15 protein-coding genes are annotated in these 14,338 nt (G+C 52.6%); 11 read left to right on the forward strand and 4 right to left on the reverse strand.

The window, feature by feature from the left end; all coding sequences use genetic code 11:
- Window positions 1-175: 175 nt before the first annotated feature.
- From JN524_RS15260 to JN524_RS15275, 4 genes are all read left to right on the forward strand, one after another.
- Window positions 176-1,087, forward strand: coding sequence for a tetratricopeptide repeat protein (locus JN524_RS15260; RefSeq protein ID WP_202369863.1), 912 nt, complete (start codon window positions 176-178; stop codon window positions 1,085-1,087).
- Window positions 1,088-1,151: 64 nt separating this feature from the next.
- Window positions 1,152-2,030, forward strand: coding sequence for a tetratricopeptide repeat protein (locus JN524_RS15265; protein ID WP_202369864.1), 879 nt, complete (start codon window positions 1,152-1,154; stop codon window positions 2,028-2,030).
- Between the two features lie 107 nt (window positions 2,031-2,137).
- Window positions 2,138-2,350 carry a DUF4287 domain-containing protein gene (locus tag JN524_RS15270; protein WP_134786691.1) on the forward strand — a complete coding sequence of 71 codons (213 nt, stop codon included), beginning with the start codon at window positions 2,138-2,140 and terminating at the stop codon, window positions 2,348-2,350.
- A 13-nt stretch (window positions 2,351-2,363) separates the two neighbouring features.
- Window positions 2,364-2,843: a GNAT family N-acetyltransferase gene (locus JN524_RS15275; RefSeq protein WP_202369865.1), complete on the forward strand. Its 480-nt coding sequence runs from the start codon at window positions 2,364-2,366 to the stop codon at window positions 2,841-2,843.
- 239 nt (window positions 2,844-3,082) lie between these two features.
- Here the strand turns inward: JN524_RS15275 and JN524_RS15280 are convergent, their stop codons facing one another.
- Entirely contained in the window at window positions 3,083-3,622 is a 540-nt protein-coding gene (locus JN524_RS15280) for a thioesterase family protein (protein ID WP_202369881.1), read from the reverse strand.
- Window positions 3,623-4,125: 503 nt separating this feature from the next.
- Here JN524_RS15280 and JN524_RS15285 point away from each other — a divergent pair.
- The 7 genes from JN524_RS15285 (at window position 4,126) to JN524_RS15315 (ending at window position 9,884) form a co-directional block, all read left to right on the forward strand.
- Window positions 4,126-4,488, forward strand: a complete 363-nt coding sequence (locus JN524_RS15285) for a DUF6124 family protein (RefSeq protein WP_202369866.1) — start codon at window positions 4,126-4,128, stop codon at window positions 4,486-4,488.
- A gap of 138 nt (window positions 4,489-4,626) precedes the next feature.
- A complete protein-coding gene (locus JN524_RS15290) occupies window positions 4,627-6,168 on the forward strand; it encodes a T6SS phospholipase effector Tle1-like catalytic domain-containing protein (RefSeq protein ID WP_202369867.1) in 1,542 nt (513 codons plus the stop codon).
- Window positions 6,168-6,821 (forward strand): DUF2931 family protein, encoded by a 654-nt coding sequence (locus JN524_RS15295; RefSeq protein WP_139054719.1) that lies wholly within the window; start codon window positions 6,168-6,170, stop codon window positions 6,819-6,821. The genes JN524_RS15290 and JN524_RS15295 overlap by 1 nt, the downstream gene beginning before the upstream one ends.
- Before the next feature lie 11 nt (window positions 6,822-6,832).
- On the forward strand, window positions 6,833-7,489 hold the full coding sequence (locus JN524_RS15300; RefSeq protein ID WP_202369868.1) for a DUF2931 family protein: 657 nt from the start codon (window positions 6,833-6,835) through the stop codon (window positions 7,487-7,489).
- 11 nt (window positions 7,490-7,500) lie between these two features.
- Complete coding sequence (locus tag JN524_RS15305; protein WP_202369869.1) at window positions 7,501-8,160, forward strand: DUF2931 family protein; 660 nt, start codon at window positions 7,501-7,503, stop codon at window positions 8,158-8,160.
- A gap of 31 nt (window positions 8,161-8,191) precedes the next feature.
- A complete protein-coding gene (locus JN524_RS15310) occupies window positions 8,192-8,848 on the forward strand; it encodes a DUF2931 family protein (RefSeq protein ID WP_198758166.1) in 657 nt (218 codons plus the stop codon).
- 748 nt (window positions 8,849-9,596) lie between these two features.
- Window positions 9,597-9,884 (forward strand): hypothetical protein, encoded by a 288-nt coding sequence (locus tag JN524_RS15315; RefSeq protein WP_202369870.1) that lies wholly within the window; start codon window positions 9,597-9,599, stop codon window positions 9,882-9,884.
- A 168-nt stretch (window positions 9,885-10,052) separates the two neighbouring features.
- Here JN524_RS15315 and JN524_RS15320 read toward each other — a convergent pair whose 3' ends face one another.
- From JN524_RS15320 to JN524_RS15330, 3 genes are all read right to left on the reverse strand, one after another.
- Window positions 10,053-10,493 carry a GNAT family N-acetyltransferase gene (locus tag JN524_RS15320; RefSeq protein WP_202369871.1) on the reverse strand — a complete coding sequence of 147 codons (441 nt, stop codon included), beginning with the start codon at window positions 10,491-10,493 and terminating at the stop codon, window positions 10,053-10,055.
- A gap of 482 nt (window positions 10,494-10,975) precedes the next feature.
- Window positions 10,976-11,965: a hypothetical protein gene (locus tag JN524_RS15325; RefSeq protein WP_202369872.1), complete on the reverse strand. Its 990-nt coding sequence runs from the start codon at window positions 11,963-11,965 to the stop codon at window positions 10,976-10,978.
- A gap of 10 nt (window positions 11,966-11,975) precedes the next feature.
- Window positions 11,976-13,667 carry a zinc dependent phospholipase C family protein gene (locus tag JN524_RS15330; protein WP_202369873.1) on the reverse strand — a complete coding sequence of 564 codons (1,692 nt, stop codon included), beginning with the start codon at window positions 13,665-13,667 and terminating at the stop codon, window positions 11,976-11,978.
- Window positions 13,668-14,338: the final 671 nt, after the last annotated feature.

The raw sequence follows: 14,338 nt of genomic DNA on the forward strand, positions 1-14,338 counted from the left end.
TAGGAGTGAGCCTGCTCGCGATAGCGGTAGACCCGTCAGCACGGATGTCGACTGAACAGACGCCATCGCGAGCAGGCTCACTCCTACAAGTTTTGTGGTGTGTTCAAGTGATCGACGCTTCAGGTTTTGCACCTGCCTGCCGATGAAATCTGCACGATTTCAACGGATGCCATTCATGAACAAGGTTGTTGCTCTACTGGCGCTCACCGCCCTCATCGCAGGCTGCAAAACCAACAGCGCTTATACCCAGGTCGCAGATTTTCCCGCTCTGCGTTGCTTCGCCTACTGGGATGATAAAGCCATCACCTCGCTGGAAGTCAGCTACATCCGCGACCTGAGTCAGAGCGGTAACCTGCCGTGCACGATCATGCTGGGCAACCTGTACGAGAAGGGGCGCGGTGTACCGCAGGACTTTTCCAAAGCCAAGGCCCTCTATCAATCCGTAGCCGATAAAGACGCCAGCGCCTACGGTCAACTTGGGCGCATGGCTGAAGAAGGCATCGGCGGGCCGGTCAATGACACCGATGCGCGGCAGTTTTATCAGCGTGCCACGAGCAAGCCCGAGCAGCAGCGCAGTGAAGCCAAACTGGCCAAATACATGGAGGACGGGCGCGGTGGTCCGCAGGATCTGCAAGGCGCGCTGACGCATTACTTCAACGCCACGCAATATCTCGGCGATGACGCGTGGCAAGGCATCGAACGCCTGCGCGCCAAAGGCTTGCCTCTGACGATCGAGCAGCAACAGCGCTACAACAATCTCTTTGTCAGCAGCGTGCAAAGCGGCCTCAAGAAACGCATCACCGCCATAGAGAAGTCTCTGGAGAACAACGTCAATCCGACGTCTGCCAGCAAGCCAGTGCAGGTACAGCTGGAGTACACCCCGGGCGCATCGGCCCCGGTGGTTTCGATACGGCAAAGCTCGGGCGACACCGCGCTTGATCAAAGAGTGATGCAAGGCTTCAGCGATTATCGCTTTCCCGGTGACCCGATCATGCCACCGGGCCAGAAGAGCTATCAGGCGATCCCGATCGTCAGGACGGACGGCAAGAGTCCGCGGCAGAGATTTGACGAGAGCAGAAAGAACTGAGTCTTCCCTCGATTGAATCAGCTCCAACCGTGGCACCTTAAAGCGATATGAACGGATGATCCTCATGAACAAGGCAGTTGCTATTCTGGCCCTCACGATCCTCGTTGCAGGCTGCAAAACCACTCCACCCACTCCTCAGGAAGCAAGTCTCACCGGCACTCGCTGCCTGCTGTTCGCCAAGGTGAGTGACCTTTCCGCCGATCGCGTCGACTACATCCGCGACGCCAGCAACAACGGCAACCTCAACTGCAAGCTTGCGCTCGGCGCTTTGTATGAGTTTGGTCGTGGCGGTTTATCGGCGGATGTGCGCAAGGCGCGCTCCCTGTATGAGTCTGTCGCTACGGTGGACGGCGCCGGGTATGAGCAACTGGCGCGCATGGCCGAGGAGGGCCGCGGGCAGGCGCCCGACGCTGTCGAGGCGCGACGGCTTTATCAGTTGGCGCTCGCACACCGAGAGAGCGCTAACAGTGAGTTCGCGCTGGCCCGGTTGATGGAAGAGGGCCGAGGTGGCCCGCAAGACCTGTCCGGGGCGCTGACGCATTACCTCAACGCCACCCAGCAAATCGATGACCAGGCGTGGGCCGGTGTGCAGCGGGTCCGCGCCCAGGGGTTGACCCTGACTGCCGAACAGACACAGCGCTACAACGAAAAATGGTACGACGCTGTTAGCACCAGTCTCGCAAGTACGGTGTACGAAACCGAGTTGCTGTTGAACAGACAGATCAAACCCGGCACCGCGAGTAAACCGGTCACGTTGGAGGCGAAAGGCAAACCCGGTTCGCTGGTGCCGCAACTCACCTTGGTCGAAAGTTCTGGCAATCACGACGTGGACCAGGCCGTACTCAAGGCCCTCAGCGAATACCGCTATCCCGCGCTGCCGATCCTCAAAGCAGGGCAGGAATCGTGGTCATCCGAATTCCCGGTGAAGGTCGGCGTGAACTGATCGGGCTGGCCGGGCCACTTGCCGGAACAGCGTCCCGCGTCCACTCTATGACCTGCCGACAAGGAGCGTCCGCCGACCCTCCGTCGTGACCCAAGGGAGCTGGCAGCATGAGCGAAGACAACAAGGTAAAAGGCCCGGCGTCGTACTTTCCCGCTATCGAAAAGAAATACGGCCAGCCCATCGATCACTGGCTGAACCTGCTCGCCGGCATCACCGACAAGAAGCACATGGAACTGGTGGCGTGGCTCAAGGAGGAACACGGCATGGGCCACGGTCATGCCAACGCCTTGGTTGCGCATCATCTGACGGTTAAAAAGTGAGGGCAGGGCAGCGATGAATTTCTCCCACCGGCCAGTGACGGCCGACGACGTCAACACCCTCTGCAGCTTTCCGCAAGGCGAACAAGAGCTGTTCTTCATGTTCCCGAAAGCGAGCTTCCCGCTGACGGAAGAGCAGATGCACAACGCGATCAGCCAGCGCTTCGACTCCACGGCGTTCTTGGCCAACGGCGAGTTCGTCGGCTTCGCCAACTTCTACCGTGCCGAGCACGACGGCGTCTGCTGTATCGGCAACGTCATCGTCGCGCCATACGCCCGGGGCCAGGGTGTCGCTCGCTACATTGTCGAAACCATGACCGCCGTCGGCTTCGAAAAGTATCAGGCCAGGGAAGTGCAGCTGTCCTGCTTCAACGAAAACACCGCAGGGTTGCTGCTCTACCCGAAACTCGGCTTCGTCCCGTTCTCCATCGAAGAACGCCCGGCACCGGGCGGCAGACGCGCAGCCCTGATCAACATGACCCGCCACCGACAATAGCCATCCCCCAATCCCTGTGAGAACCGGGCTCGCCCGCGATGGCGCCAGCCCGGCCAGACGTGCTCCCGAGCCTTGCGCAGAACCTGTGGGAGCTAGCCTGCTAGCGAAGACGCCAGCCCAGTCAAAACGAGTTCCCGAGCCTGACCGCGAACCTGTGGGAGCGGGCTTGCTCGCGAAGACGCCATCCCAAACGACACCGTACTGCATCCATAAACACGATCATCCAGGCACCCGATGACTCAAACCTCCTCACCCCTGAGCTGAAGACTCATCAGATCGCAACTCGCCGACCACGACGTCAACCACTCCGGCATCTCGGGCGACTGTTCAGGCAATCCCAACTCCCTGACAAACTCACCCGGCGCAATCGTGCCTTTCGCCGAACGAAACAGCCCACGCATCACGACCACGCCGATCACCCGTCCCTTGCTCACGAAGCGATGCTCCATGAAGCTCCATTTGTCGTCCCAGCCAAGCATCCGGCTGTGAATTTCAAACGCTTCAAACAGCTTCAGCTCACGCCGAAACTTACCCCAGGTATCGCCAACGATCGGCAACGCTTTAGCGCGCAACGCCACCCGAAACGCGCCACTGCGCAACACAAAATCCATGCGCCCGACGTCAGCCATGGTGAAGTAGCGACCATTGGTGACGTGCCGATTCAAATCGAGATCCAGTGGCCACACGCGCATGCGGATCACGGTGGATTCCAGCGCATTGACCGGCTTGCGCCACGGTCGGCGAAAAAGCATGCAGAGCAGTCGAAACCACAAATTCATCAGTACGTCAGCCAGTTGAAAAGAGCGCTGCACTCTAGCGAGCCGAGTGATGGCGAGGTAGGTGCGTAAATGACTGTTTTGGGCTGAACAGTGCATTCCGATCATTGCGGGGTGGGTGCTGGATCGGTAGCCCGTTGAACCGGCAGATAAACAGCAAATAATCGAGATGTTTATATGAAGCCTGCCGTTACCACCGAAGCCCTACAACGCCTTGCGTCATCGCCTACGAGTACGCCAGAATCCGCCGGCTTGTGCGTCTAGGGCGCGGGTTCTATCGTCTGTCGGTCACTGAAAAACAGTGATCGGGTTTGGTAGCCCGCCATAACTAGTCGCATCGCGCACCGTTCGCAGACCTCATCAAGTTGCTGCTCAATGGTGGCCATGCGCAGGACACCTTCGGGTGTGCCGGGTCCTAGTTACCGGTCTACCAACCCGCGTGTGGCCGCCACCCTTCGTTTGGTAGCGAAGGTGAAGGCTCCTCTTCAATAACTAGGAGTTTCACCATGATCAAACCAACACCCAACCCGCCAGAAACCGACCTCGCATCCCCCTACGAATCCCTCGATTCCAAAAAGCTCCACGAAGCCGCCGAACGCGCCCTCGACCATTACCTGTCCCCGGCCAGCCAAATCATGGCCAGCCCGCACAAACCCGAACCCATGTACCTCGCCAACCCGAAGTGCGACACCGAATCCCTGCTCGCCAACGCCAGCGAAACCCTCGGCTCCGCCAGCGAAATGCTCAACAACTTCGCCGCCACGCTCGACACCTCCCACCGCAAAACCGCACTGGGCATCGCCCAGGTCGTCATGCTCGGCGAACTCGCCGTAAACCAGGCCCTCGACAACGTCGAAATCGCCCACTAGCCATACCCGTGCGACGAGCCAAACCCTCGTCGCACCCAGCAATTCAACCGAGCTGGCACAGAGCCACGCCTTGCGCCCCCAAGCCTCGGCTGTCACCCTTCGGCCCGTTCTTCAAGGATCAGAACAAGGAATCAAGGATTGAGTGGCTACGTTCCCAACCCCCCGAAAAACTACCGCTACGAAGAAGCCAAACCCGTCGATATTCATGCCCAGCGTTGGGCTGAGTATGAGAAGCATGGGAAAGAGCCTGCGCGCGAGCCTGAGAAAATCGGCATTGCGTTGAGGATTGGGGTTTTCTTTGATGGTACTGGTAACAATGCGAACAACACGGCGGCAGGGTTGCTGTGCGGTGCGCAGCATCCGATTGCGCCGCAGGATATTCCTGCTAGCTGTCAGCCCTATATGGGGGATCCGGACAGCAGCTATGGCGCTGGCCCTACCAATGTTAAAAAACTGAGTGAGCTCTACGACGCTCCAGAGGGAGCCGAAGGTGAGGGGCTCCGAAAGCAAGCTTTCCGCATGATTTATGTAGAGGGGATTGGCACCCAAGCGGGTAAGGAAGATAGCACCTTTGGGGGTGGCACCGGGCGAGGTGAGACCGGAGTTGCAAGTAGGGTTCAGTCTTCGTTTGCATCGATCAAATTACGTATCAAAGAACTCTTGAACGATAACCCGGGTAGCGAAGTGACTTCGCTGACCTTCGACACATTTGGATTTAGCCGTGGTGCAGCTGCTGCCCGGCACTTTTGCAATGAAGTCGTGCGTGGCAAGCAAGGTCCCTTAGGTGAAGTGCTACGTAGCAATCCTGAAGCGTTCAGCAAGACCTTTATTGATCAATACAATGCCGATATAAGAATGGGCTTTATCGGGCTGTTCGATACCGTTCCGTCAATAGCTGGCTGGTCCAATTTCGGCAACGTGAAAAGCCCCATTGCAACGGGCATCAAGCTTTACCTAGATCGTCGTTTTTTCACCGACGTCGTCCATTTGGTTGCGCGTGATGAGTGCCGAGGCAACTTTGCCCTCAGCCGTGTAAAGCCTGCTCATCTGGAGATTACTTTGCCAGGTGTTCACTCTGATATCGGAGGTAGTTACCTCGACGAAGCGCAGGAGTGTGTGCTTGTCAGCCCTATGCAGGTACTAGAAGTCTCTCTCCAAACCGATGTTCTCACCACTTCGATTTACCGCGATGCCGTGACAGTAAGAAATCAGTGGATAGCGGATGGCTGGCCATCCGAGATGCTGGAAATCGTCACGCCGCCTGCGCTGTTGATGCCGAACAGTCCGCAAGACCGAATGAGCCCACGTGTCAAACACGTGTATGCCGCCGTACAGCTCAAGCGTCCGGTCAGTGGCTTGCTGTCCCGAGTCTATCTGCGTGTGATGCATAAAATGGCGAAGGACAAAGGCGTTCGGTTCAACGACATTTCAGATACGCCTGATCTGGCGCTACCGTCAGAACTTCAAGCTATGTGTGATCGATTTGTCTCTGGTGACTACAGAACTACGCCAGAAGAAGAGCGAATGCTCAAACTCAAGTACATTCACACGTCCGCAAACTGGAACCATCCACTAGGCCGAAGAGATGGAAGCGGTGTGAGAGCGGTGTACATCAACGCCCCCACCCCTGACGGCATACGCGTACAACATCCCCACGTACCCGACTGGACGCTTTTTTGATGAGACTTCTAACAAGCCTGCTCTGTGCAGTCCTCATGACCGGTTGTCATGCCGATCCGCTTTCAACAAAAAATGATCCGAAGTCTCCATGGTGGGAGCTTGCGTTCACTGAGCCTCATTACATGAAGGTTTGGGTAGAGGACACCGCCGTAGAAGACATCAAGGGTGAGACGTTCTTGCACACTGGCGGAGGATCCGCATCAGGCGGCCAACCGGAAGACGGCACCGACTCTGCTCGTGGTTGGCACGGCGTGGGAAGCACCGGAAAAAGTGTTGTTGGTGCGGATCTTCCCAAACGGATCTATGTCCGTTGGCAATCAATTGTTGAACCCCAAACGTACAAGGCCTGGGTAGATATCCCAGAGGAAGCCAGACAACTCATGCTCGAGTCCGTCAATCAGCGCTGCGCCAAAACACCTGAACAAGAGGGGCGCTATAACGCGTCTCTCTACTTGGGCCTAGCGCCCGGTGGTGTCGTGCAAGTCTGGGTTCGGAACTCATGCCACCATCCTGTCAAAGTCGCCAGAGCACAAGCAGAGGTTGAGCCACTAGGCCCTAGTCAAGGTAAGAACCAAGGGCGCTACGCGTATCCCGTCAGCGAAAAGTCCAAGCGGTATATCGAGAAATTCGGCATCCCTTATGGGAGTTGGTAAACGGTAAACCAATGAAGCTATGCATTGTGGCGGTATGCGTGTTGTTACTGAGCGGCTGCCAGTCTGCCTATCCTCTATCCGGAAAAAACGACCCGAAATCCGATTCATGGGAGCTTGCGTTCACCGAACCCTATTACATGAAAGTTTGGGTTGAAGACAGTGCCGTCGAAGACATAAACGGCAAGCTATTCACGCGGACGGGAGGAGGCACAGCCGCTGGTGGTGAGCCAGAGAATGGCAAAGAGTCCGCGCGCGGTTGGCATGCGGTGGGCGCGGCTGCGAAACCAGTGATTGGCGCTGGCTTGCCCAAACGCATTTACGTGCGCTGGCAATCCATTGTCGAGCCGCAGACCTATAAGGTTTGGGTGGATGTGCCTGAAGAAGCGAGGCAACTGATGGTGCAATCGGTCAGTCAGCGGTGCCCGGAAACACCGGAGGAACAGGCCAGCTACAGCGCATCTATTTATCTGGGATTGGCTCCAGGGGGCGTTGTACAAGTTTTTGTTCGGGACGAGTGCCATCGCCCTGTCAAAGTCGCCAGAGCGCAGGCAGCGGTTGAGCCGCTGGGGCCTAGCCAAGGAAAGAACCAAGGGCGCTATGCGTATCCCGTCAGCGAAAAGTCCAGGCGGTATATCGATAAATTCGGCATCCCGTACGGGAGTTGGTAATCCTTAAGCCAATGAAACAACTCATAACGATACTTTGCGTTTTGCTGATCTCAGGGTGCCAAGAAACTGATCCACTCTCAGCCAAAAATGACCCGAAGTCCGAATGGTGGGAGCTGGCGTTTATTGAGCCGGACTACATGAAGGTCTGGGTTGAAAACAGTTCTGTTCAAGACGTTAACAACCGGATTTTCTATAAAACCGGCGGCGGCACCGCTGCTGGGGGAGAGCCTGAAGATGGCACAGAGTCAGCCCGGGGGTGGGCAGGTGGAGTTGGCGGCAGCGGGAGGAGGGTGATAGGAGCAGACCTGCCCGTTCGAATCTGGGTCCGTTGGCAATCAATCGTCGAACAGAAAACCTGGCAAGCATGGGTAGATATTCCGGAAGAGGCCAGGCAGTTGATGGTGACGTCCGTCAATCAGCGCTGCCCGCGAACTCCCGATCGGCAGGCAAGATTCATGGCATCGATTTATCTCGGCCTGGCTCCCGGCGGTGTCGTGCAGGTTTGGGTAAGAGACTCATGTCATCACCCAGTCAAGGTCGCGCGAGCACAGGCGGAAATTGAGCCACTGGGGCCGAGCCAAGGTAAGAACGAAGGGCGGTACGCCTATCCTGTGAGTGAAAAGGCTAAGCGGTATATCGACAAGTACGGCATTCCATATGGAAGTTGGTAGCCGTGACAAATACTTGAATGGATCATTTGTAATGAAAGCAACGATTGCACTGCTGGGCGCTTTATTGTTGTCCGGCTGCCAAAGCAGTGGCCCAGAAACAGGCGAAAATGACCCTAAATATCCATGGTGGGAATTAGTGTTCGTTCAGCCGAATTACATGAAGGTATGGGTAGAGGACAGCTCCGTCCAAGACATCAATAACAGAGTCTTCTTTAGAGCTGGCAAGAGCACTGCAGCCAGCGGAGAGCCCGATATCAGCACGGAATCTGCTCGTGGTTGGGGAACCGTGTCGGGGAGCGGGAGACCTGTGACGGGCGCCGATCTTCCAAAACTGATCTTTGTCCGCTGGCAATCCATAACAGAGCAAAAAACCTACAAAGGCTTCATCGAAATTCCGGAAGAGGGCAGGCAACTGATGGTGAAGTCAACACACCAGCGCTGCCCGGAAACACCGGAGAAAACTGCTCGCTTTATGGCGTCACTTTACGTGGGGCTCGCTCCGGGCGGCGTGCTCAAAACATGGGTTAGAGATTCATGCCGAAATCCGGTTGAGATTTCTCGCGGTCAAGGGGAGATAGAGCCTCTGGGGCCGGAACAAGGGAAGCACGGTGGTCGTTATGCCTATCCGGTAAGTGAGAAGGCTAAGCGGTATGTCGAAAAGTACGGCATTCCGTATGGGAGTTGGTAGGCGACACTTCTCTTGCCTGTCTTTCAGGGCGTTTGTCTTGAGTGAGTCACCTTTTTGACAGCTATCGCGTCAATGCTGAGCTCAACGAAGGTTCGCTTTCGGCCAATAGCTGTCTGTCGTAATCGACCGAAATCGACCCAGAGCGGACGTTGTCACTGCACCCGGCGTCTAGTAGAAAGGTCATCTCCAGTTCCACGTACTGAAACGAATTTATGACTACTGACTATGGTCAACGTATTTGTAATCGATGCGGCGATTCAATTACTGGTTACTGTCCATCAATTGAAACGCTAGCGATCATCGGGGCTTTCCACGAGAAGGGTGATCAGGCGGTAGTAAATGAGATAGTCCTCCGAGAAAATATTGATCCTAATGTTGTCTGGGAATATTTCCGCCATCGGATGAGGCCTCTTTGCGAGCAAAAAATTGCCCGATGCTCATTCTGCGGAGGGCAGTTGAGGACTTGGCGTGCGCGTCGATGCATGCACTGTTTTAGGGAGTGGCACTGACGCAGGCGATTATCGAGCTGAATTTTCAGATTCTGAACTGCATTCTTCCTACTTCTGACTGACCGCTATGTGGCCGGAAACCGCCGTACCTGGCCTACCGTTTTCGGCCAAAAGCTGTACTTGCACAGCCTAGTGGCAAAACAGTAATTTTTGCGATAAGGCCGACGGAAAATGGCCGCCAGCGGGTCATTCAATGAGGATTCCACGTATGCCCACTTCGCTAACCTTTAGGTACCACAATGAAGTCGTATCGCAAGTTGATTTCAGCAATAGAGGCGTTTGATCGCTGGGAGCAGCCATGGGAGTTTTATGAGTCGGTATCATCTGCACCATCACTCGACACAAATGACCTCGAACAACTGCGGCGTGCCTGGGGTACTGCAATAGAGAGAGAAGGTTGGCTTGCGAGCAAGGACTTTGCCGATGGCTGCTCGCTTGCAGATGCTCGTCTTGCGTCGGGATTCCCATGGCTATCGAACAGAGCACGACAGCAGCTTGTCAACGCCGCTTCCTACCAATGGCTGTAACGCTTAACAGCTCGCCGAAGGCTGGATCAACATTGGTACATCTTGTTCAACAGTCCATTATCTGAATGATAGCCAAGGTAGGTTCAAGCCCTTCGCTATGAGGCAACAACTGGCAGAGATCGGCCAAAAGCAGGCTTGAGACGGCTCATACATCTTGAAAGCCCTAAGTCAGCAATAGCGATCCGGTTTTAAGTCTTTCAAAAGCGTGTGGCGATTCCAAGGTCCGCAGTACTGAGGAAGATGTGCGACAAGTCGGTAGCCGCACCTCTTGTACCAGTGCGCCACGCTGTCATCGAGGGTCTCAATGAGCGCTTCATGGCATCCATGCTCCAGAGCAAGTGCTTCAAGCCGGTGCAATAGCTCGGTTCCGATGCCTTTCCCACGCCATGGAGCATCTACCCATAGGTAACTGATAAAAAGACGGCCAAACTCAGTTCGACCTGTGACACCGCCAACTAAGGTCTCATCATCCATCAGCGTGCAGGCTATGGGATCGGCATTTCCGCCATGTCCGCGCGACAAGTTCTGCCCGTGTTGTATGACGCCATCAGATACAGCACGCAGATCCTTCTCGTGAATGCTGCCGGTTGTACGCCACTCCTTGCTCATTTCATTCCCTTATGTCGCGTTGAAACAGAGTGACATGCAAGTCGAGTGCCGTTTCTAGCGCCCTGGGCTGGCTGCTATAACCACTTGCGGAAGGTCACAAACGGCAAATGGTTATAGCAGTACGTCATGAGGGGCTGCTTCCGGCCAGAAGCGGCCATTCGGGACCGACAGCAATCGACCTTTTACTGCCTGTGATCCAAGCGACTGGAGGCCATGATTACTTCGGACATGGATATTTACATCGTTCGATGGGATGAACGTGTCAGAAGCTAACAGTCCAATTAAAGTGACCATTTACAACGTGTCACTAAGCCCTATGGCCCAGCGGCAGCTTATTGGCACTGATTTTGGCGAGCTGGAGCTCAAGGGTACTGTTCAGCTTTCGAGATCCGTATCCGGTGGTGGGTTATCGCGATATTATAAAGAAGAGCATGCTAAATGCTTAAAAATAGTTAGCCAAGTTAGCATGTATTATATCTTAGTTATCTATGAATTATGCTCATTACATAATCGCCAAAATCACGATCGTTTCCCGAGTCATTCCAATCGATAAATAGTCTATCGGTTTGATTTCCATCCATTGTTATTCTTCCATGATTTGGGTCGGAGTGAAGCATCTTATATCCTGCTTGTCCAATGTAAAAGCTAAGAGAACCCATTGCTATCAAATCATCATGGAAAATAAACTTATACAAATCCAAGGCTCGGATGTTTGAGGACACTTCGTTGGTAGCTGAGTCCGAACTGATGTACCCGAACGAGGCGCCAGAGTCTGTGCCAAAAGATTGAAGCATATATTCTACATAGCCATTTGGTTCGTGTGTGATTGAGGTTCCGTTCACTGTGAATGCTGGCTGGGAATTGAAGGTTGTACATATAATCTGTCTAGATAGTCGGCATGGGTGAATATTAGATGGGCCAAAGTATTTTAGTCCCTCTCTGGTGGCCATGTAAAACTCAGTGCAAACCTTATCTGGAGGATCCAATGGGAAGTCGTAGACTAGTGCGTATAGATGGGTTATTTCACTTGTATCAAGGATGGGTGTAGCGTGTGGCCCGTAAATTAGACTACTCAAAATGATAGAAATATTTTCAGTATGAGTGTTGTTTGTGTTGCTCCCTGTTGGACTTATGCTTGGGACTTTTTCAATAGATGCGATTCGGAAATATCCGACTTGAGTGGGCATTTTCCCCCATACGACAACCATGAGGGATGCTCCAATAGAATCAACATCTCCATGGTTAACGATTGTTGTTTCTATCTCAAGGCTTGTATTCGTGACACTGGTTAAAATAAAATTATTGGATCTTGACCAACTGTAGTCTAAGTCATGGAGTGACCTTCCAATCATGATTTTCGAAAGTCTATCACTGTCAGTGACGGTTAATAATGGCCCATGTAGGGTGCCTCCACCTTCATCCTGCTTTTCGAGGCTTTCTAGCAGCAAGTTGTTACTACGCCTTAGATACATGGTTTAGTCCTCATGGGCAAAATACAAAGCTTGCAGTACTCCATGGTTTTGGGTCTCTAGCTATCCATGTAGGCCAGGCATAACCTCTGTCACCGTCCAGATTAAAGTTTGGGAGAAAAACACCTCTATTGATTTGGAATTGGTTGCACAGCAATGCACCAAACTCTGGAATAGAGGCAATAGGCATGTCCTGATAAGTGCATAAACCTGCAACATCATTAGAAGTAATGCCTGAAATTTTTTTTCCAAAAAAAAGATTGGTTGCGTCTCCGTATTCAACATGGTTTTTCATTATGCGGCATCGAGGAGATTCCAATCTCACGGAGCTCCCGTAATCCATGGAGTACGGATGTACTAGATGATAGGTTTGCTCCACATTTGTAATATGTAAGAAGGGGGTGCCAACCTCTTGGAATGTGTTGTAGTCAGGGGATGTTATACCTCCGAAATATTTATCTACTTGGTCCGGTGTTGGATGTACATATCCCGCCATGACAAGTGCCAATCTGGACATATCATAAAGTTGATATAACACTAATGACAGCTTCCACAGCAAATAGCGAGCCGGTGTGGTGGCTATTCTGGCCGCAACAGCTACTAAAATCGTCGCAATCATAGTTGCCAATTCTGCGAGCCAGATAAGATAGCTCAACAACCCCGCTAAAAATGACTTCCAGCTTTTTGGATCATCTATTCTTATAGTTGGTGCTCGACCTAAATTGGGTTGACGATCCAATACACTTTTGAGTTTTTGTTGAATCCATACGTCCAGGTCAAACCAGTCAAAATCATCGGGAGGTTTTGGTAGGTTAAGCAATGAATTGTCAGTTGCTCCAAGTAAATATTTATAATAAATCTGATACATTTCATTGACATCTCCTGAGGTTGGGATGCCTGAGGATATGTTCAAAGTTTTATAGGTTTCTTGGTAGCATTCCGATAGAAAATCGCACAAATTCTTAGGGATTTCTGGTTGGTCTGGATAGTATCCAGCAAAATGAACTAGTTTATGACACGCACTTTCGAGAAGATTTTCTCCTTTCTGTTGCTTCCAAAAGTGAGTGTCGTAAATACGCTCCACAAAGTTATGCCTGCGCCAGTGGTTCCGATATGGTCCTCCAGAAATCAAGTTAATATAGGGGTGCCCAACGATGTCAGTTGCCATATGGGTGAGATAGCCCAAAGTGTAAGCTCTAAAAGCCGGATTACCTTCACTTTTTTCCCATAGGCACCTTGCAAACTCAGTTGTTCGATGTTGATGAGCGATATCGGCCCACCACCAATTAATTATATCTGCTTCATAAGGTTTGCTTGCAATTGGAGGGGCGAACACTTCAAAAAAGTCGATGTTTGAGGTTGCTAATTTAGCGATGTCAGCGGAAATTGTACCCTTTATTAGTTCTACGTTTGCTTGTAGCGCACTTGCTAATCCTCCTGTTAGCCAGTCCTCTACATTGTTTTGTGCAGAGACTGCCGTGTTATATAGACCTACGACATCTTTTAATTCGTCCATTAAAGAAAACCAAAGATGTCCTACTTGTCCGGCTGGCCCCCAATCATTTTTGTAAAAATATAAGTAGTCAGGCCCCACACTTCCGAAGTGTGCGTGCTCCGGAAAGTCATCCATGAGCTGTTTTAACTCGGGAGCAAGCGAATCCTTTATCGCTCGCATAGTTAGGAAGTGCGTGAATACCCCAGGCATGATGCATGCTCCGAATAAGGCTGTCAGTCGACCGACTTCAAATTCGAATGTAGACGCCAGAGAAATGCAGCGAGTGATTTTTTTTTGTTTTATTATATTATTTTGTTATATATGCTAATTCAAATTTCACTCAGCCTAAACACACAGGCTCTCTTTAGTCTCAATTTTTTAACATATCACGTTGATGCCTGCTTCTTGTGTAGCCATGGCGTACTTCCGGTCAGCCTCCAAGTCTTGCAAGGCATTCCCCCGCCTCGAAATGAAATGCGTCATAGGAGCCCAGGTCAACATTCTCGAGGATCCTACTTTCGATTAACTGTGCCACATCATCAATCATCGCACATTCCTAGGCGGCCCCAGCGGGGCTTCCTGGCACGAGCAGTTGGTTGTGCTCAAAGCAAAGACGTCTCATAAGCTCAGGCATCGACTCATTCATCACTTTGTCTGTACCTCACACCCAAAGCGTAATGTCGCCGGATAACACTATTGGCTGGATCGGCAACGGTGCTGTTTTGGCTTCGAGAATCGATAAAGTAACTGGTAAGCCAAAGGGTGGTTTTTTAACCTCGGTCAGCTCAGCTCAGCTCAGCTCAGCTTGGCGATGATGGCTATTACTGCTGGTAAAGTTGAGATGCAGGATACTATTTCGGGTAGTTTTGGGTGGCTGCTAT

Origin of the sequence: Pseudomonas sp. MWU318, assembly GCF_016756945.1 — a bacterium.
Taxonomy (GTDB): domain Bacteria; phylum Pseudomonadota; class Gammaproteobacteria; order Pseudomonadales; family Pseudomonadaceae; genus Aquipseudomonas; species Aquipseudomonas putida_A.

Coding starts and splice junctions, on each gene's coding strand:
- JN524_RS15300 (WP_202369868.1), top strand. CDS start 6,833: ATGAAGCTATGCATTGTGGCGGTATGCGTGTTGTTACTGAGCGGCTGC.
- JN524_RS15325 (WP_202369872.1), bottom strand. CDS start 11,965: ATGTATCTAAGGCGTAGTAACAACTTGCTGCTAGAAAGCCTCGAAAAG.
- JN524_RS15295 (WP_139054719.1), top strand. CDS start 6,168: ATGAGACTTCTAACAAGCCTGCTCTGTGCAGTCCTCATGACCGGTTGT.
- JN524_RS15265 (WP_202369864.1), top strand. CDS start 1,152: ATGAACAAGGCAGTTGCTATTCTGGCCCTCACGATCCTCGTTGCAGGC.
- JN524_RS15280 (WP_202369881.1), bottom strand. CDS start 3,622: ATGAATTTGTGGTTTCGACTGCTCTGCATGCTTTTTCGCCGACCGTGG.
- JN524_RS15285 (WP_202369866.1), top strand. CDS start 4,126: ATGATCAAACCAACACCCAACCCGCCAGAAACCGACCTCGCATCCCCC.
- JN524_RS15310 (WP_198758166.1), top strand. CDS start 8,192: ATGAAAGCAACGATTGCACTGCTGGGCGCTTTATTGTTGTCCGGCTGC.
- JN524_RS15320 (WP_202369871.1), bottom strand. CDS start 10,493: ATGAGCAAGGAGTGGCGTACAACCGGCAGCATTCACGAGAAGGATCTG.
- JN524_RS15315 (WP_202369870.1), top strand. CDS start 9,597: ATGAAGTCGTATCGCAAGTTGATTTCAGCAATAGAGGCGTTTGATCGC.
- JN524_RS15305 (WP_202369869.1), top strand. CDS start 7,501: ATGAAACAACTCATAACGATACTTTGCGTTTTGCTGATCTCAGGGTGC.
- JN524_RS15275 (WP_202369865.1), top strand. CDS start 2,364: ATGAATTTCTCCCACCGGCCAGTGACGGCCGACGACGTCAACACCCTC.
- JN524_RS15260 (WP_202369863.1), top strand. CDS start 176: ATGAACAAGGTTGTTGCTCTACTGGCGCTCACCGCCCTCATCGCAGGC.
- JN524_RS15270 (WP_134786691.1), top strand. CDS start 2,138: ATGAGCGAAGACAACAAGGTAAAAGGCCCGGCGTCGTACTTTCCCGCT.
- JN524_RS15330 (WP_202369873.1), bottom strand. CDS start 13,667: ATGCCTGGGGTATTCACGCACTTCCTAACTATGCGAGCGATAAAGGAT.